Raw genomic sequence first — 26,893 nt, 5'->3', positions numbered from 1 at the left:
CGGTTCCCCGTCACACCCACCGAGCGGAGATCACCATGAACCCATCCACCACCCCCGATACCTGGGCGAGTCCGAGACACCGTAGTGCCGTCACGTGGGTCGTCGCGATCGCCACGATCGCGATCATCTTCGACGGCTACGACCTGGTCGTGTACGGCACCATCCTCCCGACGTTGATGAACGATCCCGGCCAGCTCGGCGAGATCTCCGCGCAGCAGGCCGGTGCATTGGGCTCGTACGCGCTCATCGGTGTCATGGTGGGCGCACTCACCGCCGGCGCTGTGGGCGACTACCTGGGCCGGCGGCGGATGATGCTCGTCAACATCGCGTGGTTCTCCATCGGAATGGGGCTCGCCGCGTTGGCCACCAACGTCACCATGTTCGGCCTGCTGCGATTCTTCACCGGCATCGGGGTCGGTGGCCTCGTCGCCACCGCCGGTGCGATGGTGGCGGAGTTCGCACCTCCCGGAAAGCGGAACCTGTACAACGCCATCGTCTACAGCGGCGTCCCCGCCGGCGGGGTGCTCGCCTCCCTCCTCGCGATCGTTCTGCGCGACACGATCGGCTGGCGCGGCCTCTTCTGGATCGGCGCACTGCCCATCGTGATCCTGCTTCCGCTGGCTCTCGTGAAACTGCCCGAGTCGCCGAAGTGGCTCGTCGCCCGCGGCCACGAGGACAAGGCACGCCGCATCTCCGAACGCACGGGCATCCCGATGCCCGACGCCGACGAGATCGCCGCGGAACGGGCCTCCGTCGAGAAGGTCGGCTTCGCCGCACTCGCGACCCACCGTTACGCCTGGGGCACTGCGCTTCTCGGAATGATGAGCTTCTCCGGCCTCCTGCTCACCTACGGCCTCAACACGTGGCTTCCGAAGATCATGGAAGACGCCGGTTTCAACGCGAAGGGTTCGCTGTCGTTCCTGCTCGTCCTCAACGGCGGCGCGATCCTCGGCGGTCTGATCGCCTCCAAGGTCGCCGACGGCATCGGACCGCAACGCGTCGTCGCCACGACGTTCGGTCTCGCCGCGCTGGCCCTGATCCTCCTGACGCTCGGCTTCCCGCTGCCCGTGCTCCTCGCGTCCGTCGCCGTCGCCGGAGTCGGCACCATCGGCACGCAGGTCCTGATCTACGGCTTCGTCTCCAACTACTACTCGACGTCCGCGCGCGGCGCCGGGGTGGCCTGGTGCGCCGGTTTCGGCCGACTGGGCGGCATCTTCGGCCCCCTGATCGGCGGCACACTGATCAGCGCCGGCATCAGCAGCCAGGTGGCGTTCTACGTCTTCGCGGGCTCGCCGTCCTGGGCGGGATCGTGACGTTCTTCGTTCCGCGCGCACGGGTCACCCGCGCCGCGCCTGCGGCCGCCTACTCCACCGTCCAGGTGTCGTGACCGGTCAGCAGTCGCTGCAGCGAGCCGTCGTCGACCGGGTCCTTCTCCCGCGCGATCTCGTTCTGCAGGCGCACCATGTCGTCGTACGTGTCCCGTGTGACGCTGCGGAACACACCGGTCACGGTGTGGGTGAGGTCCTGGTCGGAGAGCCTCGACAGTGCGTACGCGTAGTCGGGGTCGTCGGTGTGGGCGTCGTGCACGACGATGTCGTCCAGGTCGACGTCGGCGGTCGCGACCACCTTCAGACCGAAACCCGATCGGACGACGCAGTATTCGCCCGCTCCGCCGAAGACGATCGGCTCGCCGTGGGTCAGCGGGATGAGGCGCTGCTCCGAACCGTCCTTGCGTAGGACGTCGAACGAGCCGTCGTTGAAGATCGGGCAGTCCTGGTAGATCTCCACGAACGACGTGCCGCGGTGCGCCGCCGCCTGCCGCAGCACCTCCGTCAGCCCCTTGCGGTCCGAGTCCATGGCGCGGGCCGCGAAGGTGGCCTCGGCTCCCAGCGCGAGGGACAGCGTGTTGAACGGGTGGTCCACCGATCCCAGCGGCGTCGACTTGGTGACCTTGCCGACCTCCGACGTCGGCGAGTACTGCCCCTTGGTCAGCCCGTAGATCCTGTTGTTGAACAACAGGATCGTCATGTTGACGTTTCTCCGCAGGGCGTGGATGAGATGGTTGCCCCCGATCGACAGTGCGTCGCCGTCTCCGGTCACCACCCACACCGACAGGTCGGGGCGCGTCACCGCGAGACCCGTCGCGATGGCAGGCGCACGACCGTGGATCGAGTGCAGGCCGTACGTGTCCAGGTAGTACGGGAACCGGCTCGAGCATCCGATACCGGAGACGAACATCAGATTCTCGCGTCGGAGTCCCAACTCCGGCAGGAAACTTCGGATCGTGGCGAGGATGACGTAATCGCCGCACCCCGGACACCAACGGACCTCCTGGTCCGACGTGAAGTCCTTGGCCTTCTGCGGTTCGTCGGTCCTGGGCACGTGCGCGGTGGCGCTCAGGCCCAGATCCGCACCGACACGACTGATCATCCGTGTCACACCGATTCCTCCTGCCGGGGTCCGGTCGATCGGTAGGTAGCCGACGCGAGCGCGTCGGCGGTCTTCGCGAGCTCGTGCTCACGCAACGTTCCGGCCAGCGCGGAATCGATCACCTCGTGCAGTTCGTCGCCGAGGAAGGCGAGCCCCTGCACCTTGGTCACCGAGTGCACGTCCACGAGGAACCTCGAACGGAGGATCATCGCGAGCTGGCCCAGATTCATCTCCGGTGCGACGACGGTCCCGTAGCTGTGCAGCACCGCACCGAGATTGGCGGGCAGTGGATTGATGTTGCGCACGTGCACGTGGGCCACCTTCTTGCCCTCACGGCGAGCACGCCGGCAGGCCTCACCGATGGGTCCGTACGAGCTGCCCCATCCGACGAGCAGCAGGTCGGCCTCACCCGACGGGTCGTCGACGACCGCGTCGGGAACGGCGATTCCGTCGATCTTGGCCTGGCGCAACCGCACCATGAGGTCGTGGTTGGCGGGATCGTAGGAGATGTCGCCGCTGCCGTCGGCCTTCTCGAGTCCGCCGATGCGGTGTTCGAGCCCGGGCGTTCCCGGTATCGCCATGGCACGGGCGAGCGTCTCCCGGTCGCGGGCGTACGGTGCGAACTCGCCGTCCACCGGTGGTGCCGTGTCGCAGCCGGGGTCGATCCGGTCCAGTTCGGACACGTCCGGGATGGCCCACGGTTCGCTGCCGTTCGCGATGGCGCCGTCCGACAGCAACAGCACCGGTGTGCGGTACGTGAACGCGATCCGGGCGGCCTCGACCGCAGCATCGAAACAATCCGCGGGTGAGCACGGTGCGATCACCGCGACCGGCGACTCGCCGTTGCGTCCGTACATCGCCTGCAACAGGTCCGACTGTTCGGTCTTCGTGGGGAGACCGGTGGACGGGCCACCACGCTGGACGTCGATGACGAGCAGCGGGACCTCCGTCATCACCGCCAGCCCGATGGCTTCGCTCTTCAACGCCAGTCCGGGTCCGGACGTGCTCGTCACGCCGAGCGCGCCCCCGATCGACGCGCCCAGCGCCGCGCCTATTCCGGCGATCTCGTCCTCCGCCTGGAACGTGGTGACGCCGAGATTCCGGTGCTTGCTCAGCTCGTGCAGGATGTCCGATGCCGGGGTGATCGGATAGGTGCCGAGGAAGACGTCCCGCGACGCCAGCCGTCCCACCGTCACCACCCCGTAGGCCAGGGCCGTGTTCCCGGTGACCTGGCGGTACGTGGCCGATGGGAGCGTCGCCGCGGACACCTCGTAGGTGGTCGCGAAACTCTCCGTCGTCTCCCCGTAATTCCATCCGGCCTTGAACGCGAGGAGGTTGCCCTCCGCGATCTGCGGCTTCGCTGCGAACTTGGTCTGCAGGAACCGCTCGATGCTGTGGGTGGGGCGGTTGTACATCCACGACAACAGTCCGAGTGCGAACATGTTCTTCGCCCGCTCGCCGTCCTTCCGGCTCAGTCCGGCGGGTTCGACCGCGCCGACCGTCAACGTCGACATCGCCACCGGATGCACCACGTAGTCCTCGAGGGAGTCGTCGTCGAGGGGGCTCGTGGCGTATCCGACCTTCGCGAGATTTCGCTTGGTGAACTCGTCCGTGTTCACGATGATCATGCCGCCCCGCGGCAGATCGTCCAGGTTCGCCTTCAACGCCGCCGGGTTCATGGCGACCAGAACGTCCGGGCGGTCGCCGGCGGTGAGGATGTCGTAGTCCGCGATCTGGATCTGGAACGACGACACACCGGGGAGCGTGCCCTGAGGCGCCCGGATCTCGGCGGGGAAGTTGGGCTGGGTGGCGAGGTCGTTGCCGAACGCCGCCGCCTCCGACGTGAACCGGTCGCCGGTCAACTGCATGCCGTCGCCGGAGTCTCCGGCAAAGCGGATCGCCACCCGTTCCAGCTTCGTGGAGTTAACCTCCGTCGTCATGAATGCACCGAATCCTTCGACTCGTAGTCGTTCTGACCAGCAGCTTCTAACCTCACGGTACAAGCGTTCCCAGTTTTCGCCAGGAACACGCCGAAATCAGGCGTCGCGATACGGTGAGTGGTGTGAGTGACCCAGGGAACATCGAGCTCGTCGGGCGTTCCCGCGAACTCGCCGAACTAGAGTCGATCCTGCGTGAGGCGCGCGAGAACGCGCCCGCCGTCGTGGTCGTCGAAGGCGTGCCGGGCGTCGGCAAGACCACTCTGATGGAACACTTCCTCGCGGCACATCCCGACCTGCCGGCGTTCTCCGCGGTCTGCGCCCCGTGGGCGTCCGGCCATCCCTTCGGCGTCGCCGAACAGCTCCTCGGGGCGGCCGTGACGTCGGAGGACCCCGTCGACGTCGCCCGCGAACTCGTCGCTGCAGTGGATCCGCCTGCCGGTGACGTTCCGTTCGTCTTCGTGCTCGACGATGCGCACTGGGCAGACCTCACCTCACTGCAGGCGCTGACCTCCGCCGTGCACCTGCTCGACCGACCGGCAATGATCGTCCTCGTCACGAACTCGGAACCTCCTGAGGGTGTTCCCGCGGACGTCCTCGACCTCCTCGACCGGCATCGCCGGCATCGGATCCAGGTCCGTCCGCTCGATGCGTCCGACACCCGAAGACTTGCGAATACCCTTGCGCATCTCGACCTTCCGGCCCAGGTGGCGCACCAGCTCGTTCAGCACACGGCGGGGAATCCACGGCACCTCACGCAACTTCTGCAGGAAGTCAACCCGAGCGCGTGGAGCCAGTGGCAGCCAGTGCTCCCGGTGCCCCGCACGTTCGCCGCGAAAGTGCAGTCACAACTGTCGGGGTGCTCGGCGCCTGCCCGGGCGCTCGTCGAATCGGCGGCGGTACTCGCCGGTAATACTCGATTCGCCGACGCCGCCGCGCTCGCGGGCATCGAGCACCCGGTGGAAGCGCTCGACGAAATCCACCGGGCGGGCCTCCTCACCGTCGGTGAGCATCGCGGCGTGACCGTGCTGACCTTCCCGTCGCCGCTGACCCGGGCCGCCGTCTACCGCAGCCTCGGGCCGATCCGGCTACGTGACCTGCACGATCATGCCGCACAGATCGTCGAGGACGAGGGCAGGCGGCTGGACCATCGCGCCGCGGCCGCGCCGTTCGCCGACCCCGCGCTCGCGGACGAACTGGACACCTACTCTGCGCAGCGGGCGACCGTCGGGGCGTGGTCGGCCGTCGCGGACGCATTGATCAAGTCGAGCCGCCTCACCGCGGACCGCGGCGAACGCGAACAACGCCTCATCCGGGCCGTCGACGCCCTCGTCGGTGCCAGCAACCTTCCCCAGGCACTGGCTTTCGCGCCGGAGATCGAGAGCTTCCCCGAAAGTCCGTTACGCGACGCCGTACTCGGCTACCTCGCAATCCTCCGGGGACGACCCGCGGAAGCCGATCTGCTGCTCACCCAGTCTTGGACCGCATGCGACCCGGACACCGATCCGGCGACCGCCGCGCTGATCTGCCAGCGCCGCGTCCTGGACTCACTCGTCCGCTGGCACGGACCGGACCTCGTCGAATGGGCCGGCCGGGCCGTGGCTCTCGTCGATCCGGGCGATCCGTCGGCCGTCGAATCCGCGGCGATCATGGGACTCGGACTCGCTGCCACGGGTCAGATCGTGGAGGCACGGGCCGCCTACGACACGCTGTCCGCGAAGATCGCTCTCGGTGCCCAGTCCCAGCGCTTCGACATGGCCAGAGGCTGGCTCGACCTGGCGCTGGACGATCCCGAATCGGCGCGTCAGGAACTCGAGAGCGCCGTCCCCACGGCCTTCCGGATGGGCTCGACCCGCATCTCGCTGTGGGCGCAGGCCTGGCTGGCGCGAACGCAATTCGCCCTCGGTGACTGGAGCGGCGCGATCGCCACGGTCGACCGTGCCGCACACCAACTCGAGGACGCCGCGCTCGACCTCGTCCGGCCCCTCGTGCACTGGACCGGCGCGCAGACACACGCGCTCCGCGGAAACTGGCCCGCTGCGCAGGAGCACCTCCGCCTCGCGGCGGCGAGTTCGCACGACTACCCGATGATGTTCATTCCGTCCTCCCTGGCCCGCGCCCAATGCGCCGAAGTGCAGGCCGACTACGCCGCCGTGATCAGGGCGCTCGAGCCTCTCACCCGCCTGCAACCGCGGGAGGGCATCGACGAGCCCGGCTTCTGGCAGTGGCCCGACGTCTACGCGAACGCTCTCGTGATGGCCGGTCGCGTCGACGACGCGGACGCGTTCCTCATCCCGCACGAGGAACGCGCCGTGGAGCGCGGGCACCGGTCGGCTATGGCTCGCCTCGGTTACGCCCGCGGTCGCGTCGCCGGCGCGCGTGGCGACATCGATGCCGCCCGGGACGTGTTCGAGACGGCGTTGACGCACCTCGACACACTTCCTCTCCCCTACGATCGGGCACGCGTGAACTTCGCGTACGGCCAGACTTTGCGCCGGGCAGGCAAGCGGCGCGAAGCGGACGCCGTCATGCAGGCCGCCCGGGAGGGATATTTCGCGCTCGGTGCCACCTCCTACGTGCAGCGGTGCGACCGCGAACTCAAGGCAGGCGGCCTCAACCTCAAACGCAGCCGGTTCACACTCGAGGAACTCACTCCGCAGGAACGGGCCGTGACCGAACTCGTCGCCGGCGGAGCCAGCAACAAGGAGGCTGCGGGCGAACTGTTCCTGTCCGTCAAGACCGTGCAGTACCACCTGACCCGGGTCTACGCGAAGCTCGGCATCCGCTCGCGCAGCGAACTCGCCGCGCAGTTCCGCGACCAGGACTGACAGCCGAGGTGGCGGGAACCTACCCCGAGGGTGCCTGTTCGGGGCACCACCATCCGGCCAGGCTGGATCTCGACCGATGCAGCCGACCCACCGGAGTACCGAGATGGATGACACGATCGACGCAGTGCAAGCCGACCGCGACCTGAAGAACAAACACCGCGCCATGTGGGCTCTCGGCGACTACCCCGCCCTGGCCACCGACATCATCGCCGGCCTCGGGCCCGCCCTGGTCCGCGCCAGCCGGGTCAGGCCCGGCGACCGCGTTCTCGACGTCGCGGCAGGCTCCGGCAACGCCGCCATCCCCGCGGCACTGTCCGGGGCGAGCGTCGTCGCCGGTGACCTCACCCCCGAACTGTTCGACGCCGGACGCCGCCGTGCCGCCGAACTCGGAGCCGAGGTGGAGTGGCGCGAAGCCGACGCCGAGGCCATGCCGTTCGCCGACAACGAGTTCGACACCGTGCTGTCGTGCGTCGGCGTCATGTTCGCCCCGCACCATCAGGCGAGCGCCGACGAACTCGTCCGCGTCTGCCGACCGGGAGGAACGATCGGCCTACTCAGCTGGACCCCCGAAGGTTTCATCGGGCAGATGTTCGCAACGATGAAACCGTATGCACCCCCGCCCCCTCCGGGCGCGCAGCCCCCGCCACTGTGGGGTCGTGAAGAACACGTCCGGGCATTGTTCGGCCATCGCGTCACCGACATCGTAGCAACCCGGCACACCGTGCGTATCGATCAATTCCGGTCACCCGAGGACTTCCGTGACTACTTCAAATCTCGCTACGGTCCGTCCATCGCCGTGTACCGGAACATCGCTGACGACCCCGCCCGCGTCGCCGCGCTGGATCACGAACTCGCCGATCTCGCACGTCGTTTCGACCACGGCACCGGCAGCACCGTGATGAACTGGGAATACCTCCTCCTCACCGCACGGAAGTGGTAGCGAGGTCGACCACTGTCACGCTCTCGTCGCACTCCCCCTCCACCCCGACCATGCACACGTTACCCATTCGGCAACTTGGGTATTGCCCGGTCCGGAATGGGTTGCTAGAGTCGAACATGTTTTCGAATGACCTTGGGGGAGGTTGGTTGTGGGGGCATTACTTCTCGAGGAATTACGCGCATTCACGGCGCGGTTGCAATGTGCCGAGGCGGCGAGTGGCGATGCGGGATTGGCCATCGATCTGCTCGACGCGATCGAGGCGTTGAAGTCGGTCGGGTGTGCGGTGCAGGCGGTGATCACCGACGACGTCGCCACGTCTATCCGCGCGGACCGCAAGGCTGCCGGGTTGCCGCGGGCGGACTGGGACCGCGGCATCGCCTCGCAGATTGCGTTGGCGCGCAGGGAGTCCCCGAACCGCGGTGGTCGGCATCTCGGGTTCGCGCGGGCGTTGGTGCACGAGATGCCGCACACCCTGGCCCTGTTGCGGTCGGGCCGGTTGAACGAATGGCGAGCGACGTTGTTGGTGCGGGAGACGGCGTGCCTGTCGGCGACGGATCGGGGCTTCGTGGACCGCCGGTTGTGCTCGGACCCGGCCACCCTCGACGGCGTCGGCGACCGCGGTCTGATCGCGCGGGCGAAAGCGTTGGCGGTGGAACTCGATGCCGCGGCGGTCGTGGCCCGGCATCGCAAGGCGGTGTCGGAGCGTCGGGTCACGACACGGCCGGCGCCGGATTCGATGGCCTACCTCAGTGTGTTGATGCCGGTGGAGCAAGCAGTGTGCCTCCAGGCCACGCTGGGTCGGGATGCCGACAGCCTGATTGCCACCGGGAACAGCGGTGGCCGCACCCGCAATCAGCTGATGGTGGATCTGTTGTTCGACCGCGGCACCGGAGCGTCGGTGGCGGCGGGGGTGCCGGTGGCGGTGAATCTGGTGCTCTCGGACGAGACCTTGCTGGCCGGTGGGCACGAGGCCGCGCAGTTGCAGGGGTTCGGGCCGGTGCCGGCGGGGATTGCCCGGCAACTGGTGGCCGATTCTGTCGATGCCGACGCGGAGACGTCGTTACAGCGGGTGTATTCGTGCCCCCAGTCGGGGGCGTTGACGGCGATGGAGTCCCGGTCGCGCACGTTCCCGAAGGGCCTGCGACAGCTGATCGACCTGCGGGATCGGACGTGCCGGACTCCGTGGTGCGATGCGCCGATCCGGCATCACGATCACATCCGCTCACGCAGTAAATTGGGTAAGACCACCGCGCGAAACGGGTCCGGGCTCTGCGAGGCCTGCAACTACGCGAAGGAAGCACCGGGTTGGACAGCACGTCCCGTGAGCAGGCCCGGCGGCACCCACCTCATCGACCTCGGCACCCCGACCGGGCACCACTACCGATCGGCGGCCCCGCCGCTCCCGGCCGCGGCACGACAGTCGGAGGTCGAGGCGGTACTGATCGCACGCCTGCGTGCGTCGTGACAGCGCGATCACGCCTGGACGACGCCGACCACCGGGGCGTAATCACATGGCGGCAATGCCCGGCTGGTGTTGTCGAGGATGCTCCCGAAGACGACGAACACGATTGTGCCCCTGCCTGTCTCGAGGGTATTGGACAGCGTGACGATGTAGTCGGCCGGCCGCTCCTGATACAACGGCGCTCGCCCCGACTGCATGGTGGTGAGGTTCAGCCAGGCGACCTCGACGAGGTCGCCCTGCAGTGGCGACGACATTGCCGTGTTCATCCCGCTGAAGAAGACATTGACCTTCCCCGGCGGAATGACTGGGACAGGAAGGTTCTCGTCGACGGCGGGGCCTGCTATCGCGCGAGCGATACCGACCGAATCGTTCTGCTCTCCGAAGCCGGCAGGGAGGCAGTCGGCTGCGGTGGTGTCGTACAGGAACGGCTGGGCGGTGCCCTCGACGAGATGAACCGATCGGGGGAAGTAGTTGTAGCGCGGTGTACCGTCGGCGATGCGCTCGATGGTGGTCGTGATCGACTGCGCGGTGCGGGTGCTGATCGGCATGGCGGCCGATTGGAGGGCGGCTCGCACTGCCGCCACGTCGCCGAGCGGCGGGGGCACGGCGCGCGCTTCACCGGCCGCCATGGAGACGAGCACACCGACACACGCCGCAAGTCCTGCAATTCGTCCACGCATGAATGGATGCTAGCGGCCACAGGGACTTGCCGAATCAGCTTCGTGAACGTCCGGCAAGTGCCAGGCTTGAGGTCATGGACAGCATCAACTCGATGGGTGACCGGTAATGGCCCGCCCGGTACGCGTCGTCGTGCTCGGCGCCGGCTCGTGGGGGACGACGGTGGCAGGTCTCGCCGCCCACAACACACCGACCCTGCTGTGGGCGCGGAACTCGGATACGGCCGACGAGATCAACAACGAGCACCGCAACTCCCGCTACCTCGGCGACCGCCCGCTCCCCGACTCCATGCGCTCCACAGCCGACATCGTCGAAGCGGCCCATGAAGCCGACGTTCTCGTGGTTGGGGTGCCGTCGCACGCGGTCCGCAGCACCCTCGCTCAGATCGCCAACGAGGTGCGGGCGTGGGTGCCGGTGCTGTCGCTGGCGAAGGGGCTGGAGCCGGGAACACGGCTGCGACCCACCGAGGTGATCGCCGAGTGCCTGCCCGGGCATCCGGTCGGGCTTCTCGCGGGCCCGAATATTGCGCGGGAGATCGTGGACGGACTGGCGGCCGCGTCGGTCGTGGCCACCCAGGACGTTCGGGTGGCCACCGCGTTGCAGCCGTTGTTCGCGTCCGCCGTGTTCCGGGTGTACCGGAACACCGATGTGCTGGGCTGCGAACTCGGTGGCGTGCTGAAGAACATCGTGGCGATCGCCTCGGGAATGGCCGACGGGCTGGATGTCGGCGACAACACGCGCGCGATGGTCCTGGCGCGAGGGTTGGCCGAGATGACCCGGCTGGGTGAGGCGATGGGCGCGAACCCGCGGACGTTCGCGGGACTCACCGGGGTCGGAGACCTGATCGCCACCTGTATGAGCCCGAGTTCGCGTAACCGGCGGGTGGGCGAGTACATCGCCCGCGGCATGACGGTCGACGAGGCGGTCGCAAAGTTGGGGCAGGTGGCCGAGGGCGTGAAGACGGCCCCCACCGTGATGGAACTGGCCCGCGACTACAACGTGGAGATGCCCATTGCCGCCGAGGTCGAGGCGGTGGTCGCGGGTCGGCAGACGCCGGAAGGCGCCTACCGTGGCCTGCGGAAAGTCGCTGCCGGCGGAGAGCACGAGGTGGCATGACCGCACGACTGCAACCGGCAGTAGCACTATCTAGACGTTTCTAAGCAATCTCCTAGAAAACTGGGGCAGACTCCTGAATGGAGGCACCCCAGCAAGCAGCGTCGTGCGGGGACGTATGCGTGAGAGAAGTCAGCATGAGTTCACCGACCTCGGTTGGTCCCGGAGACTCGTCGGCGCGCGCGTTCCCCCTGTCACCCGCGCAAGCGGGGATGTGGCTCGCGCAGCACGTCGATCCCGCGGTTCCGGTGTCGGTCGCCCAGTACGTCGACATCCACGGCGACCTGGACCGGAGCGCCCTCACAGACGCGTGTGTCCGCGCGGCCGCCGAGTTCGAGTCGTTTTTCCTGAAGGTCTCCGAGATCGACGGGCAACCGCTGCAATGGGTGGACCCGAGCCTGGACGCCTCCGTCGGCTACCTCGACTTCCGGGACACGCCGGACCCGGAGGCGTCGGCGCACGCGTGGATGCGCACCGAGACCGCCGATCCGATCGACATCCAGCGTGACCGTCTGACCGTCTCGTTCCTTCTCCACGTCGGACACGACCATTACTTCTGGTATTCGCGCGCCCACCACATCGCGATGGACGGTTTCGGGTCCGTCACGATGCTCTACCGGATCGCCGCGCTCTACACCGCCGCGGTGCACGGACTGCCACCACCCGCGAGCAGTCCGGTCGGTCTGCGGCGCATCCACGAACTCGAGACCGACTACCGCACCTCCGCCCGCCGGGAATCCGACCGGGACTACTGGACAGAAACGATGCGTGGTGTCACCCACGCGAGCACCCTCGCGCGCGGCTCCGCGCCGCCGACCGCCGGTTCCCGGCACGTCGGCGCAACGTTGACCACCGAGGTCGTCGATCAACTCGAGAAGAGCGCGGCAGCGCACGGCGTCAATCCTGCGACGCTCACCGTCTGTGCGGTCGCGGGCTATCTGGCGCGAATGACCGGCGAGGACGACGTCACGCTCAGCCTGCCGGTGTCGGCACGCACGACGGCGGCGCTGCGCCGGTCCGGCGGAATGGTGTCCAACGTGGTGCCGCTGCGCATCACGTCCGCGGGGACAGGGACTGTCGGCGATCTGGTGTCCCGCACGCGCCTCGTGATGTCGGGCGCCCTGCGGCATCAGCGGTACCGGCACGAGGACATTCGCGCAGACCTGGGAAGCGCACTGTCCGGGCCGCGACTGTTCGGCCCCGCCGTCAACATCATGCTGTTCCCCGAAGAGTTGGAACTCGGTTCGCTACGCAGCCAATTGCATGTGCTGTCTTCGGGTCCGATCGAAGACCTCCTGGTGAATCTGTACCGGTACGGTCCCCGAGGACGTGTGCACCTCGATTTCAAGGCGAACCCGAGACTGTATTCGCAGGACGAGCTCGAGGGGCACCATACGAGATTCCTGCGGTACTTCCGGCACTTCCTCGACGCCGATGCCGCCCACCCGATCGGTGAACTCCCGGTCCTCACGGAGAACGAAACCGCGGCACTGGTCCCCTTCCCCGGACCGCCCGACAGCGTGCCCGTCACGCTCGCCCACGTGTTTCGCGCCTCCGCCGCGCAGCATCCGGACGCGACCGCCGTCGTCAGCGCCGGCCGCGAGATCACCTACCGCGAACTCGACGGGCGATCGGATCGGATCGCTGCGACGCTGGCACGATTCGGCGTCGGGTCCGGCGACATCGTCGCGGTGGCTTTGCCGCGGTCCTCCGACTACGTCTGTGCGGTCTGGGCCGTCGCGAAGACGGGGGCGGCATTCCTGCCGGTGGATCCGACCTACCCGGTCGCCCGTGTTCGGCACATGCTCGACGACTCCCACGCGGCAGTTGGGTTGACGTCCGTCGAATACACGAACACGCTGCCGGACAGCACCGAGTGGCTACTGCTCGACGAGTCGGGCGGCTCGACCGCCGACGATGTGCCCACGCCGACAACGCGACTCGACGACGCCGCCTACCTCATCTACACATCCGGATCCACCGGAGTTCCCAAGGGAGTCGTGGTCACCCACCGCGGGATCGCCAATCTGGTCTCCGCGCAGCGCACCCGACTCGACCTCGACAGCGCGGCAAGGGTTCTGCATGTCGCATCACCGAGCTTCGACGCCTCCGTCTTCGAGATGCTGATGGCCTTCGGCCCCGGTGCTGCGCTCGTCATCGCCTCACCCGCAGTGTTCGGTGGATCCCCTCTCGCACGGCTGATGACCACCGAACGCGTCACCCACGCGGTGATCACCCCGTCGGTCCTGGCGTCGATGGACCCCGGGGAGGTCGGAGGCCTGCGCACACTCGTCGTCGCGGGTGAGAAGTGTCCGCCGGAACTGTTGTCTCGGTGGGCATCCCGATGCCGGATAATCGACGCGTACGGTCCGGCGGAGACTACCGTCATGGCGACCGTCAGCGCGCCTCTCGCCGAGTCCGGACCGGTCACCATCGGCCGGCCGATCCACGGAACGAGGGCCGTGGTCCTCGACCACCGGCTCCGCCCGGTCCCCGCCGGTGTGGTCGGCGAGCTGTACGTCGCGGGGACCGCCCTGGCCCGCGGGTACCACCGCAGGGTTCGGCAGACGTCGGAACGGTTCGTCGCCGACCCGTACGGACCAGCGGGCACCCGCATGTACCGCACCGGCGACACGGTCCGCTGGACCCGGGACCACGAACTCGAGTACCTCGGACGCAGCGACGAACAGGTGAACCTCCGGGGTCTACGCGTCGAGCCCGGCGAGATCGACGCGACACTCCGCCGGCATCCGGCGGTTCGATTCGCCGTCACCGTGATTCGCTCGCAGACGGCCGGCGATCAGCTCGTGTCGTATGTGGTGGGCGCCGACACCCTGGCCGAGCAGGAGCTGCTGTCGTTCCTCACCGCCGAACTGCCACCGCATCTGGTGCCGGCCGCCGTCGTCGTGCTCCCCGACATTCCGTTGACCCCGTCCGGCAAGCTGGACCGCACTGCCCTCCCCGAGCACAGCCTCCCGTCCCGTTCCCGGACCGCCCCCGGCAGTGAGCGCGAACGCACACTCCATGGCCTGTACGCCGACGTTCTCGGGACGTCCGATTTCGGTGTGGACGAGTCGTTCTTCGCGCTCGGCGGCGACAGCATCATGGCGATCCAATTGGCCTCCCGGGCGAGGAGTGCGGGAATTTCGTTCACTCCGCGCGACGTTTTCGAGCAGCGCACGATCTCCCGTCTCGGCCACGTCGCGGGGAGCGACCTCGACAGACCGGTCCTCGCGGAACTGCCGGGCGGCGGGGTCGGCGACATGCCGCTCACCCCGGCGGCCCGATTTCTCCTCGACCGGGCGGGCGTCATCGACCGGTACGCACAGGCAGTGGCGGTGGAACTGCCACGCGCTGTATATCCCGACACGCTGGACAGTGTGATCGGCGCCGTCGTCGATCGGCACGACGCACTGCGGGCGCGCCTCGTGCGCGGCTCGGACGGGACGGCGTTCCTCACCGTGAGCCCGGCAGGCGCACCGCTGCCGGCGGGCACGATCCTGCGGGTCCCGCTGCCCGACCACGCCGACCCGGCGCAGCGTACGCGGGACGAACACGAGGCCGCAGTCCGCCGGTTGAATCCTGCTGCGGGCGTGATGGTGCAGTGCGTCTGGCTCGATCCCGGACCGGAAGACACCACGCGCCGCGGGCGGCTCCTCCTCGTCGCCCATCACCTGGTGATCGACGGGGTCTCGTGGCGAATCCTGATCGGCGATCTCGCGGCAGCGTGGGCGCAGGTGGAGGCGGGGATATCGCCTACCCTGGCACCGATCGGCACCTCCCTGCGCCGGTGGTCGCACGGCCTGATCGAGGAGGCGCAGCGGCCGGGCCGCAGGTCCGAGCTGCCGTTCTGGCGTGAGATGACCGCGTACGAGGATTCGCCGCTCGGCACCCGCCCCCTCGACACGCGGCGTGACGTGAATTCCACCGTGGAGCGGGTCCACACGGAAGTGTCTGCGGACGTCACGCACTCGTTGCTCACCGGCCTCCCGGCCGCCTTCCGCTGTGAGGTCAACGACGCACTGCTCACCGCGCTCACCCTCGCCCTCGCGCAGTGGCAGCGCCGGCGGGGACGACCGGCCACCGCGCCGGTGATCCGGCTCGAGGGGCACGGCCGCGAGGAAGCGGTGCTCCCCGGCGCCGACCTTTCCCGCACCGTCGGGTGGTTCACCAGTATCTTCCCGATTCGCCTCGACCTCGGGGACGTCGATCTGGACGAGGCGTTCGCGGGCGGCCCTGCTGCAAGCACCGCGATCAAGTTGGTCAAGGAACAGTTGCGTGCGGTGCCCGACAAGGGCATCGGCTACGGGCTGTTGCGGTATCCGGGGGACGACCTCGGCCAGGTCGCCTTCAACTACCTCGGCCGGCTCGATACCGCGGAGACAGAACATGATTGGCGCCCCGTGCGGGACGACACCGCCGTGTTCTCGTCGGCGGAACCGTCGATGCCGGTCACCGCGCTGATCGACATCACCGCGTTCACCGCCCGCGGTGTCCTCGACGCCACCTTCGCATACCCGGCGGGTGCGATTGCGCCCGAGGACGTGCGGGCGCTGGGCGATCTGTGGGAGCAGGCGCTGACAGCGCTCGCCGCGGTGGCGCGGTCTCCGCGCGCCGGTGGGCTCACCCCGTCCGATCTGCCGCTCGTCGCCGTGGACCGCAACGACATCGACGAGTGGGAGCGGGACCATCCGGGTCTGCTCGACGTGTGGCCGCTGACGCCGTTGCAGTCGGGCCTGCTGTTCCACGCGGCACTCGCGGGTACGGATGCCGATCCGTATGCGATGCAGGTGATCCTGACCCTGTCCGGACACCTCGATCAGGATCGGCTCCGGCGCGCATGCGGCGCCGTCCTTGCGGGGCACGCGAACCTGCGCACCGCATTCGTGCGCGACAGTCGCGGCGTCCCGGTGCAACTCGTGCTCGACGACGTGCCGCTGCGGTGGCGGCACGTCGACCTCACGGACGTCACAGAGGATCCCGAGGTCCTGCGCGACGACCGCACCACCCGCTTCGACATGTCTGCCCCACCGCTGATTCGGTTCACCCTGCTGTCGCGGGGGCCGAACCGCGTCGACCTGGCGATCACCGCCCACCACATCGTGCTGGACGGCTGGTCCATGCCGTTGCTGGTGCGCGAACTCTTCACCGCCTACCAACGCGACGATGTCCGCACCGAGCCGCCGGATTCGAGCCCGTACCGCGACTACCTGGAATGGCTGGCGACGAAGGACACCGAGGCCTCGGCGCGGGCGTGGGTCGCGGCTCTCGACGGCATCACCGAGCCCGCCGCGTCGGCCGAACCCACCCCCACCACGTCCGAGGCGGTGCTGGAGCTGAGCGAGGAGGACACCCGAAAGCTGACCGCGCGAGCGACCGAGCTCGGCGTCACGCTGAGCACGATCGTGCAGGCGGCCTGGGGAATCGTTCTCGGGCAGGCGACCGCCCGGGACGACGTCGTGATCGGCGCGACCGTCTCCGGCAGGCCCGCGGACGTCGCCGGGGTGGAGAGTGCGGTGGGATTGTTCGTCAACACCGTGCCCGTGCGGATCCCGCTGGTCCCCGATACCGACACCGCCATGCTGCTCACCCGCCTACAGGCCGACCATGTGCGCCTCCTGGACCATCACCATCTGGGCCTGGCGGACATCCAGCAAGCAGTCGGCGTGGCGCCGCTGTTCGACACGCTGGTCGCGTTCGAGTCGTACCCCGTGGACCGCACCGCGCTGCCGGAACCCGTCGACGGACTCACACTGGACGAGGTCCGCGCACACGATGCGTCGCACTACGCCGTGACGCTGGCGGTGACAGTCGCCCGGACCCTCCGGTTGACGGCGAAGTGCCGGTCACATCGGTACGACGAGAAAGCCCTGCTCGCCCGCGTCGGGCGCGTCCTCGAGTGCATCAACGGGGATCCGCACGTCGTCCTCGGCAGGCTCGACCTCCTCGGCGATCAGGAGCGCGAGCGGGTGCTGCGCACCTGGAACGCGACGGACGCACCGGTACCCTCGCAGACCCTGGTGGACCTGTTCGACGCGCAGGCCGAGCGTTCCCCGGAGGCCGTCGCGGTGGTCTTCGGCCCGGATCGACTGACGTACGCGGAGTTCGACGCACGGGTGAATCGACTCGCCCGGTATCTCGTCGCGAAGGGAATCGGACCGGAAACCGTCGTCGGTGTCGCGGTACCCCGCTCGATCCAGCTTCTCGTGGCGCTGCACGCGGTACTGAAAGCCGGCGGCGCCTACCTGCCGATGGACCCCGAGCACCCACTCGGACGAACGGCACTCGTCATCGACTCGGCCGCACCCGCGCTGGTCCTCACGTCCGATTCCCGCAATCGCACGGTCCCGAACGGAGTCGCCGGCGTGGATCTCGACCTGTTGGACGTCACCGGGTACGACCCCCGATCTATCACGGATTCCGAGCGACGCGCACCGCTGCATCCGGCGAACGCCGCGTACGTCATCTACACGTCAGGTTCCACGGGCCGGCCCAAGGGCGTGACGGTGACCCACGAGATGATGGTGAACCAGTTCCGCTGGGCGCAGACGCTGACACCGCTCGACGGTTCCGATGCGGTATTGCACAAGACGCCTCTCACGTTCGACATTTCCGCGTGGGAACTGCTGTGGCCCTTGCACACCGGTGCACGGGTGGTGATCGCCGCACCCGACGGTCACCGCGATCCCCGCTACCTCGCACGGATCGTCGCGCGGGAGTCGATCACGACTCTCCATGTCGTGCCGTCGATGCTCGACGCCTTTCTGGAGCAGTGCGGGCCGCGGGAACTCGCCCCGCTGCGCCGCGTGTACTCGGCGGGTGAACCCCTGTCCGCGGCGACGGCATCGCGATTCGAGGGACGCATTCCCGCCGCGCTGTACAACTGGTACGGCCCGTGCGAGGCGGCGGCGGCGACCTCGGAGTCGGTCGACGGCAACGAGTTCGGCACCGCGGTCGCCATCGGCCGTCCCATTTCCAACATACGTACGTATGTACTCGACAGCCGGCTCCGGCCGGCGCCGATCGGGACAAGGGGCGAGTTGTACCTTGCCGGTGCGTACTTGGCGCGCGGGTATGCCGGACACCCCGACCTGACCGCCGAACGCTTCGTCGCCGATCCCTTCGGCGGAACCGGTGGACGGATGTACCGCACCGGCGACGTGGTGCGGTGGAATCAGTCGGGCCGGCTCGAGTATCTCGGGCGCACCGACTTCCAGATCAAACTCCGCGGCCAGCGCATCGAACCCGGCGAGATCGAGTCCGCGCTCACGTCCGACCCGGCTGTGACCCACGCGGCGGTCACGGTGCACCGTGACGCGGAAGCGGGAGATCGGCTGATCGCCTATGTCGTAGCCGCGGACGGTGTGCCGCCGGATGAGCGTCGGATCGTCGACCGTCTCGCCGGTCTGCTCCCGGACTACATGATTCCCTCCGCCGTCGTCCCGCTCGCGGCACTGCCACTCACCACCAGCGGAAAGCTGGATCGCGCCGCCCTACCGGAACCGGCCTCCGCGACCTCCTCTTTCGACCCGCCCGTCACCCCCACCGAGGACGTGGTCGCGTTCGTGTTCGCGGAGGTCACCGGCACCGGCGGGGTGGGCAGGCACGACAACTTCTTTGCGGCGGGCGGAAACTCGCTGACCGCGGCGCAAGCCGTCGCCCGCGTCGGAGCGGCGCTGGGAATCTCCGTCGACGTCCGCGCACTGTTCGACCACCCGACGGTCGCGGACCTGTCGGAGTATCTCGCGAAGCGAACGCACCACGCCGGGCGGGCGCCCCTGGTCCCCCGCGCCCCGACCGCCCACGTGCCGCTGTCCCTGGCACAGCAGCGACTGTGGTTCCTGAACCGGCTCGACGGACGCTCGGCGACCGACAGCATTCCCGTCGTGCTCCGCCTCACCGGCACGCTCGACGAATCGGCTCTGTGTGCGGCGGTGGGTGACGTGATCGAACGGCACGAACCCCTGCGCACCGTCTATCCCGAGCACGACGGGGTCCCCTGCCAGCATGTTCTCCCCACCTCCGCGGTGCCGCCGTGCACGGTGCGGACGACGACGGACCCGATCGGCCGGGTCCGCGGCCTGTTGTCGCCCGGATTCGACCTCACCGCCGAACCCCCGGTTCGCACCGAACTTCTCGCGGTGAGCGCCGACGAATGGGTGCTGGCCCTCGTCGTCCATCACATCAGTGCGGACGGGTTCTCGCTGGGACCGCTCGCCCGGGATGTGATGGCCGCATATCGCGCCCGGGCGCAGGGCAACTCGCCGGTCTGGACGCCCCTTCCCGTCCGCTACGCCGACTACGCCCTCTGGCAGCGTGAACTGCAGGACGGGCAGCGCGGACTGGCGTATTGGACGCAGACCCTGTCCGGGTTGCCCGAACTGCTCCCCCTGCCGTTCGACCGTGCGCGCCCGCCCGTCACGACGCACCGGGGCGCGAGCATCGAGTTCATTCTCGACGCCGAGATTCATCGGCGGATTCGTGCTCTCGCGCGTACTCACGACGCCACTCCGTTCATGGTGGTGCATGCGGCGCTGGCCGTCCTCGCGGCCAGACTCGGCGACACGTCGGACATCGTCGTCGGCACGCCGATCGCGGGTCGCGGGCCCCGCGCACTCGACGATCTCGTCGGGATGTTCGTCAATACACTGGTGCTCCGGACAGACGTCCCGCTGCACACCACGTTCGCCGACATGATCGGCCGCGTGCGGGACGTCGATCTGGCCGCGTACGCCCATGCGGACGTCTCGTTCGAGGAGGTTGTGCAGGCGGTCGCGCCCGCTCGGTCCCGCAGTCGTAATCCGCTGTTCCAGCTGGCGCTCGCCTATCACAACACGGCGCCGGTCGTGATCGACCTGCCGGAGATCTCCGCCGACATCGTCGAGATCGAGACGCACACCGCGAAATTCGACCTCCAGCTCACGGTCACCGAATCAGTGGACGACGCAGGCGCCCCGGGACCGATATCGTGCGTTTTCACCTACGCCACCGATCTGTTCGACGACGACACGGTCTCGGGAGTCGCGGACCGGTTCCAGCGCCTTCTGCGGGCCGCGCTCGCACACCCGTCCGCCGTGATCGGCGACATCGACGTGCGGGACGTCGCGGAACAGCAGGCGCAGCATCACGGACCGCCTTCGGTGCCTCAGCGCACCCTGCCCGACCTGATGTCCGCTGCCGCCCGGCAGAATCCGGGGGAATCGGCGCTGACGGCGGACGGCCGGTCGATGACGTATCGCGAACTCGACGCCGAATCGAATCGGCTCGCCCGCGCCCTGATGCGGCGCGGGGTGGGACCCGAGGCTCTCGTGGCCCTCGGGGTGCCGCGCTCGGTCCTGTCCGTCGTCTCCGTGTGGGCGGTCGCGAAGACGGGTGCCGCGTTCGTGCCCGTCGACCCGCACTACCCCGCCGCGCGGGTCCGGTACCTGATGGACGACTCCGGCGCCGCCCTCGGGCTGACCACCGCCGCAGACCGCGAGGCCCTGTCGGACGGTGCGGACTGGCTGTTGCTCGACGACCCGGACTTCCGAACAGAATGTCGCGGCTACTCTTCGGCCCCGGTCACCGATGCCGACCGTGCTCGGCCGCTCGATGCGCGCCACCCCGCGTACGTGATCTACACATCCGGTTCGACGGGAAATCCCAAGGGAGTGGTGGTGACCCACACCGGTCTCGCCGACTTCACGGCGGAACAACGGGAGCGGTATTCGGTGACGGCGTCGTCGCGCACCCTGCACGCGTCGTCGCCCAGCTTCGACGGCTCGGTGCTGGAGATACTGCTCGCGCTCGGTGCGGGCGCCTGCATGGTGCTCGCACCACCGACGGTCCAGGCCGACGACCCGCTCACGGACCTGCTGGCCCGCGAGCGGGTCAGCCACGTGTTCACCACGCCGACGGTGCTGGCGACGGTCGACCCGCGCGGCCTGCACGACCTCCGGGTCGTCGTGGTGGGCGGCGAACCCTGCCCACCGGAACTCGTGGCGGTGTGGGCGGCGCAGGAGCAGATGTTCAACGGATACGGCCCGACCGAGACGACGGTCATGGCGAGTATCAGTGATCCCCTGGCGGCCGGCAGGCCGGTCACCATCGGCCGTCCGGTCCGCGGCGCCACCGTACTCCTGCTGGATTCGCGTCTGCATCCGGTTCCGACGGGAGTGGCCGGCGAACTCTACATCTGCGGTCCGGGCGTCGCCCGCGGCTATCATCGAAGGCCCGCGCTGACCGCCGCGCGCTTCGTCGCCTCCCCGTTCGGCACCTCCGGGGAGCGGATGTATCGGACGGGCGATGTGGGTCGGTGGCGTCGCGACGGGTCGATCGAGTATCTGCACCGCAACGACTCGCAGATCGAACTGCGCGGCGTCCGAATCGAACTCGGCGAGATCGACGCCACCCTTCTCACCCATTCGACCGTGCGATTCGCGGCGACGGATGTGCGTGAACTGCGGGACAGCGTCGACGCACTCGTGTCGTACGTGATCCCGGCACGGAACGAGACGGTCGATCCGGATCAGCTGATCCGCTACGCGGCGACGCGTCTGCCGACGACGCTGGTGCCCGCGATCGTGGTCGTGGTGGACGCCGTCCCGCTCACCGTGAACGGGAAACTGGACCGCTCGGCGCTGCCCGACCCCGTCCCTCCGGCGACCGAATTCGAGGCCCCGCACACGCCCGCCGAACGGGTGGTGGCCACAGTGTTCGCCGAGGTGCTCGGACTCGACCTCGTGGGTCGTGAGGCCAACTTCTTCGCCGTGGGCGGCAGTTCCCTGTCCGCCACGCGCGCCGCGTCCCGGATCGGTGCCGCACTGCACACGACGGTGCCGGTGCGCGCGGTGTTCGACACGCCGACCGTCTCGGCGCTCGCGGCATCTGTCACCGAGCAGACCGACGGCGCGACGCACGTCGCACTCACCGTGCGTCCGCGCCCGGCCCGCGTGCCGCTGTCGCCTGCGCAGCAACGCCTGTGGTTCCTCGCCCGCCTCGCACCCGGCTCCCCCGAATACACCATCCCGATGGCGTTGCGGCTGACCGGGGCACTCGACGTCGCCGCGCTCACCGCGGCCGTCGCGGACGTGGTGGGCCGTCACGAACCGCTGCGCACCGTGTATCCCGACAGTGACGGCGTGGCCTACCAGCAGTTGATCCCGGTGTCGCGGGCCGCTCCCACACTCCGACCGATACCCGTGTCCCGCGGTGACGTCGCCGCGCGGGTTGCGACGTTCGCGTCGAAGGGTTTCGCCCTGGACGCCGAACCGCCGATCCGTGCCCGGCTGTTCGCCCCGGCCCCCGACGAATGGGTGCTCGCCGTCATGGTCCATCACATCAGCACGGACGGGTTCTCGGTGCCGGTGCTCGTCCGCGACGTGATGACCGCCTACGCGGCGCGGGTCTCGGGCGAGGCACCGCGGTGGCCCGAGTTACCGGTCCAGTACACGGATTACACCCTGTGGCAGCACGAGTTGCTGGGCGACCGCGACGACCCGCAGTCCGTTGCCGCCCAGCAACTGTCGTACTGGAAGGACACGTTGTCGGGTGCGCCGGAACAGCTGCCCCTCCCTGCAGACCGGCCGCATCCCGCCATTGCGTCGCACCGCGGCGGAACAGTCGAATTCGCGCTCGACGACGTGCTCTATCGCGCGGTCGAGCACACCGCTACGGCCATTGCCGTCACCCCGTTCATGGTCGTGCACGCGGTATTCGCGGTGTTGCTCGCGAGGCTCAGCGGATCCACCGACATCGTGATCGGCACTCCCGTCGCGGGACGCGGGGATCAAGCCCTCGACGACCTGGTGGGCATGTTCGTCAACAACCTGGTCCTGCGCACCGACGTGATTCCCGCGGAAAGCTTCGCGGACCTGCTCGGCCGCGTGCGAGAGGTCGACCTGGACGCGTTCGCGCACTCCACCGTTCCGTTCGAAACCGTGGTCGAGGTGCTCGATCCCGCCCGGTCACGTGCACGCAATCCACTGTTTCAGGTGGCCCTGGCGTTCCAGAACCTCGACCACACCCCGCTCACCCTGCCCGGACTGCGGGTGTCGGCGATGACTCCCCCTACCCGGTCGGCCCGATTCGACCTGCAACTCACCGTGACCGTCGATCCGGACCCGTCGACGGAACGCACCCGGCGTGCGGCGGTGTTCACGTACGCCACCGACCTGTTCGACCACCACACCGTCGCGGACATCGGCGAACGGTTCATCCGGATGTTGAGCGAGGCCGTCGCACAACCGGATACGTCCGTCGGCGACCTCGCCCTCCTCGATCCGGACCCGGACGTCCCCACCGCCGCGCCGTCCTCCGGCGAGACTCTCGTCGATCTGTCCGAGCGGCAGGTCGCCGGTTCACCTGACGCGACCGCACTCGTCTCCGGAGATCGTGCGCTCACCTACCGTGAACTCGACGAGCACGTGAATCGCCTGGCCCGCCACCTGATCGGCGCCGGCGTCGGCCCGGAGTCCATGGTGGGACTGGCGATTCGCCGCTCGGTCGACCTCCTCGTCGGAATGTATGCCGTCGCGAAAGCGGGTGGGGCGTACGTGCCGATCGACCCCGATCAGCCCGCGCAGCGCAATGCCCAGGTCATCCGGTCGTCGGCCGCGCGTGTCGTCCTCACCACCGAGCGCGATCGGTTCGACCTCTCCGACGTCCTGCCCGCGGAGACACAGCTCGTCGTCATCGACCGACTGGACCTGTCCGGCGTCGATCCGTCGCCGATCTCCGACCTGGACCGGATCGCTCCCCTGCGGGCGCAGAACCCCGCGTACGTGATCCACACGTCGGGATCGACGGGCACCCCGAAGGGGGTCGTCGTGACCCATGCGGCCGTCGTGAGCTTCCTGAGTTGGCGTCAGGACACCGACCCGCTCGGCGCGGACGACACGGTGATGCTCAAATTGCAGTACACGTTCGACGCCTCGGTCCGCGAATTCTGGTGGCCGCTGATCGCCGGTGCGCGGCTGGTGATCGCTCGACCGGACGGCCACCGCGACCCGCGGCATCTCGCCGAGCTGATCGGACGGCACCGGGTGACCGCGGGATACTTCCTTCCCCTGATGCTGGCCGAGATCCTCGCGATCCCCGACGCGGACCTCACGTCACTGCGGCAGGTGTCCTGTGGCGGGGAGGTCCTGCCGCCCGGCACGGCACACAGTTTCCACGCGCGGTGCCCGGATGCCGTGCTGTACAACGAGTACGGCCCGACCGAGACGGCGGTCGCTGTGACCCGCACGGTCGTCGGCACGGAGGCCGCGACCGTCCCGATCGGTGTGCCGCAGAACGGCGTCGGCGTGCTCGCGCTGGATTCGCGGCTGCATCCGGTGCCCGTCGGCGTTCCGGGTGAGCTCTACCTCGCCGGTGCCCAGTTGGCGCGCGGCTATCTCGGGCAGCCGGGGGTGACAGCCGCCCGATTCCCCGCCAATCCGTGGGGACCGCCCGGTCAGCGGATGTACCGGACCGGCGACGTGGTGAGTCGCCGCAGAGACGGGACGATCGACTATCTCGGCCGGCGCGATCTCCAGGTGAAGATCCGCGGTCAGCGCGTCGAACTGGAGGAGATCGAGACGGCGCTGCGAAGCCATGCTGCCGTCGCGCAGTCCGCGGCGGCCGTGTACGAATCAGCCGGCACGGGGGCCCGGCTGGTCGGCTACGTGGTGCCGCGTCCGGACATGGTGGTGGACACCCGTGACGTGTCGGCGGAACTGGCACAGCGGCTGCCTCGCTACATGGTGCCTAACCAGGTCGTGGTGCTGGAGGCGCTACCGTCCACACCCCACGGCAAGCTGGATCGACGGGCGCTTCCGGATCCGGGGGTGCCGCGGGCGCAGCGGTTCCGTCCCCCGACGACCCGCACCGAGAAACTGGTCACCGCGGTGTTCGCGGACGTTCTCGGCACGGGTCTGGTGGGGCTGGACGACAATTTCTTCGAACTGGGCGGCAACTCGCTGTCCGCGACCAGGGCGGCGTCACGGCTGCACGCCACGACTCGGGTCGAGGTCCGCCTCGAATGGTTCTTCGCCGACGCGACCGCGGAGAGCATCGCCGCGCGAATCTCGTCGAGTTTCGCGGCGGCCTCCGACGCTTCCGCCGGACTCGGGGTGTTGCTGCCGCTGCACCCGGACGGTGGACGGGAGCCGCTGTTCTGCATCCATCCGGCCATCGGGTTGGCCTGGTGCTATGCGGGATTGAGTGCGCATCTCGGCCCCGACCGCCCCGTCTGGGGGGTGCAGTCGCCCGCCGTGACCATGCCCGGCGAACGGTTTTCGTCGATCACGCAGCGGGCCCATCGATATGTGGAGGAGATTCACCGTGTGCAGCCGCGGGGGCCGTATCACCTGCTCGGGTACTCGGTGGGCGGCGTGATCGCGCACGCGATGGCCGTCGAGTTGCGCTCGCTCGGCGAGGAGGTGCGTGTGCTCGCGATGATCGACAGCTACGCGGCGGCGGAGCGGGACACCCCGGCACCGACGCTGCCGGAACTGCTCACGGAATTCGGCGGCGGGGCGTCGGAGCACCTCGGGCCGGAGCAGCTGACCCGGTTGTACGAGGACTACGTCGACGTCGTCGACGCTGCCGCCGACTTCGTACCGGGACACTTCGACGGCGACCTGGCGTTCTTCGGCGCTGCCAGGAACGGATCCCAGCCCACTCCGGCGAGCGCGACGTGGCGGCCGTGGATCGATGGGGACGTCATCGCACACACCGTCGACCGCCCACACACCCGGATGACCGACCCGGAGGCGCTGGCCGTCATCGGACCGATCCTGGCCGAATACCTGGCGGGCGCCTCAGCCACCGACGGGACGGAGAATCCACCAGCCACCCAGTGCGAGGCAGCTCAGCGTCACGAGTAGGGACAGACCCACCCAGACGATGCCGGGAACGCGGGTGAGCCGCGCCAGCTGATCCGCATCCGACTCCGGTGCTGCGCCGCGGGCGCGTTGCCGCTGCAGTTCGAGGACCGGACGCGGCGCGGCGACGAGCATGAACAGGGTGATCAGATACGCCGCGGCCACCTGCTGGTCCTGCGTCCCGAACCACACGAGTCCGAACAGCAGCGCCCCGACCACCGTCAGGGAGAACAACCCGTACAGGTTTCGGACGAGGATCAGCATGGCCGCAAGAGCGACGACACCGATCCACAGCACCGCGACCGCGTGCTGGGTGCCCAGCACCCAGGCCGCACCGAGCCCCAGAACGGCAGGACCCACGTAGCCGGCGAACGTCATGAGGACCACACCGAGCCCGGTCGGTTTGCCGGACGAGATGGCGACACCCGACGTGTCCGAGTGCAGCCGCACCCCCTTCAGCGTTCGACCGAACAGCAGGGCGACCACCAGATGCGCGCCCTCGTGCACGATGGTCACCACGTTGCGGGTGACTCGCCAGGCGTGCGGTTCGAGGACGAGTATCACCGCCACCACCGCCGTGACCTGAACGATCCAGGGAGCCGGCGCGGGGCTGACGGCGCTCATGCGCTCCCACAGCGATTGAATTCCATTCATCGGCGCCG

Annotated in this window: 9 protein-coding genes and 1 pseudogene; 6 read left to right on the top strand and 4 right to left on the bottom strand. The window is 68.7% G+C overall.

All coding sequences use genetic code 11. The features are described from left to right. Positions 1–35 precede the first annotated feature (35 nt). Positions 36–1,387 (top strand): annotated as a pseudogene (locus QM841_RS23860) (MFS transporter). On the opposite strand, the gene QM841_RS23855 reads toward QM841_RS23860, so the two are convergent. Together QM841_RS23855 and QM841_RS23850 are read right to left on the bottom strand one after the other, a co-directional pair. Continuing rightward, positions 1,363–2,430, bottom strand: coding sequence for a 2-oxoacid:ferredoxin oxidoreductase subunit beta (locus QM841_RS23855; RefSeq protein ID WP_283333943.1), 1,068 nt, complete (start codon positions 2,428–2,430; stop codon positions 1,363–1,365). The pseudogene QM841_RS23860 and the gene QM841_RS23855 overlap by 25 nt on opposite strands. A gap of 5 nt (positions 2,431–2,435) precedes the next feature. Then, positions 2,436–4,370 (bottom strand): 2-oxoacid:acceptor oxidoreductase subunit alpha, encoded by a 1,935-nt coding sequence (locus QM841_RS23850; protein WP_283333829.1) that lies wholly within the window; start codon positions 4,368–4,370, stop codon positions 2,436–2,438. Positions 4,371–4,492: 122 nt separating this feature from the next. Here QM841_RS23850 and QM841_RS23845 point away from each other — a divergent pair, with 122 nt between their 5' ends. The 3 genes from QM841_RS23845 (at position 4,493) to QM841_RS23835 (ending at position 9,600) form a co-directional block, all read left to right on the top strand. Beyond that, positions 4,493–7,195, top strand: a complete 2,703-nt coding sequence (locus QM841_RS23845; RefSeq protein WP_283333827.1) for a helix-turn-helix transcriptional regulator — start codon at positions 4,493–4,495, stop codon at positions 7,193–7,195. Positions 7,196–7,298: 103 nt separating this feature from the next. Beyond that, the gene (locus tag QM841_RS23840) at positions 7,299–8,135 is read left to right on the top strand and encodes a class I SAM-dependent methyltransferase (RefSeq protein WP_283333825.1); all 837 of its coding nucleotides are present in this window, start codon (positions 7,299–7,301) and stop codon (positions 8,133–8,135) included. 148 nt (positions 8,136–8,283) lie between these two features. Then, a complete protein-coding gene (locus tag QM841_RS23835; RefSeq protein WP_283333824.1) occupies positions 8,284–9,600 on the top strand; it encodes an HNH endonuclease in 1,317 nt (438 codons plus the stop codon). 8 nt (positions 9,601–9,608) lie between these two features. Here QM841_RS23835 and QM841_RS23830 read toward each other — a convergent pair whose 3' ends face one another. Continuing rightward, positions 9,609–10,277 (bottom strand): Rv1157c family protein, encoded by a 669-nt coding sequence (locus QM841_RS23830; RefSeq protein WP_283333823.1) that lies wholly within the window; start codon positions 10,275–10,277, stop codon positions 9,609–9,611. A 106-nt stretch (positions 10,278–10,383) separates the two neighbouring features. Between QM841_RS23830 and QM841_RS23825 the strand changes: the two genes are divergently transcribed. Continuing rightward, positions 10,384–11,391, top strand: a complete 1,008-nt coding sequence (locus tag QM841_RS23825; RefSeq protein WP_105415523.1) for an NAD(P)H-dependent glycerol-3-phosphate dehydrogenase — start codon at positions 10,384–10,386, stop codon at positions 11,389–11,391. Between the two features lie 134 nt (positions 11,392–11,525). Next, a complete protein-coding gene (locus tag QM841_RS23820; RefSeq protein WP_283333819.1) occupies positions 11,526–26,234 on the top strand; it encodes a non-ribosomal peptide synthetase in 14,709 nt (4,902 codons plus the stop codon). Here QM841_RS23820 and QM841_RS23815 read toward each other — a convergent pair. Then, entirely contained in the window at positions 26,169–26,885 is a 717-nt protein-coding gene (locus tag QM841_RS23815; RefSeq protein ID WP_280780458.1) for a M50 family metallopeptidase, read from the bottom strand. The genes QM841_RS23820 and QM841_RS23815 overlap by 66 nt on opposite strands. Positions 26,886–26,893: the final 8 nt, after the last annotated feature.

Origin of the sequence: Rhodococcus sp. IEGM 1307 (genome assembly GCF_030056915.1) — a bacterium.
Lineage (GTDB): Bacteria > Actinomycetota > Actinomycetes > Mycobacteriales > Mycobacteriaceae > Rhodococcus_F > Rhodococcus_F opacus_D.
Note: the sequence above shows the minus strand (reverse complement) of the source record. Positions and strands in the feature narration are given on the sequence as shown.

Coding starts and splice junctions, on each gene's coding strand:
- QM841_RS23855 (WP_283333943.1), bottom strand. CDS start 2,430: ATGATCAGTCGTGTCGGTGCGGATCTGGGCCTGAGCGCCACCGCGCAC.
- QM841_RS23850 (WP_283333829.1), bottom strand. CDS start 4,370: ATGACGACGGAGGTTAACTCCACGAAGCTGGAACGGGTGGCGATCCGC.
- QM841_RS23840 (WP_283333825.1), top strand. CDS start 7,299: ATGGATGACACGATCGACGCAGTGCAAGCCGACCGCGACCTGAAGAAC.
- QM841_RS23830 (WP_283333823.1), bottom strand. CDS start 10,277: ATGCGTGGACGAATTGCAGGACTTGCGGCGTGTGTCGGTGTGCTCGTC.
- QM841_RS23825 (WP_105415523.1), top strand. CDS start 10,384: ATGGCCCGCCCGGTACGCGTCGTCGTGCTCGGCGCCGGCTCGTGGGGG.
- QM841_RS23820 (WP_283333819.1), top strand. CDS start 11,526: ATGAGTTCACCGACCTCGGTTGGTCCCGGAGACTCGTCGGCGCGCGCG.
- QM841_RS23815 (WP_280780458.1), bottom strand. CDS start 26,885: ATGAATGGAATTCAATCGCTGTGGGAGCGCATGAGCGCCGTCAGCCCC.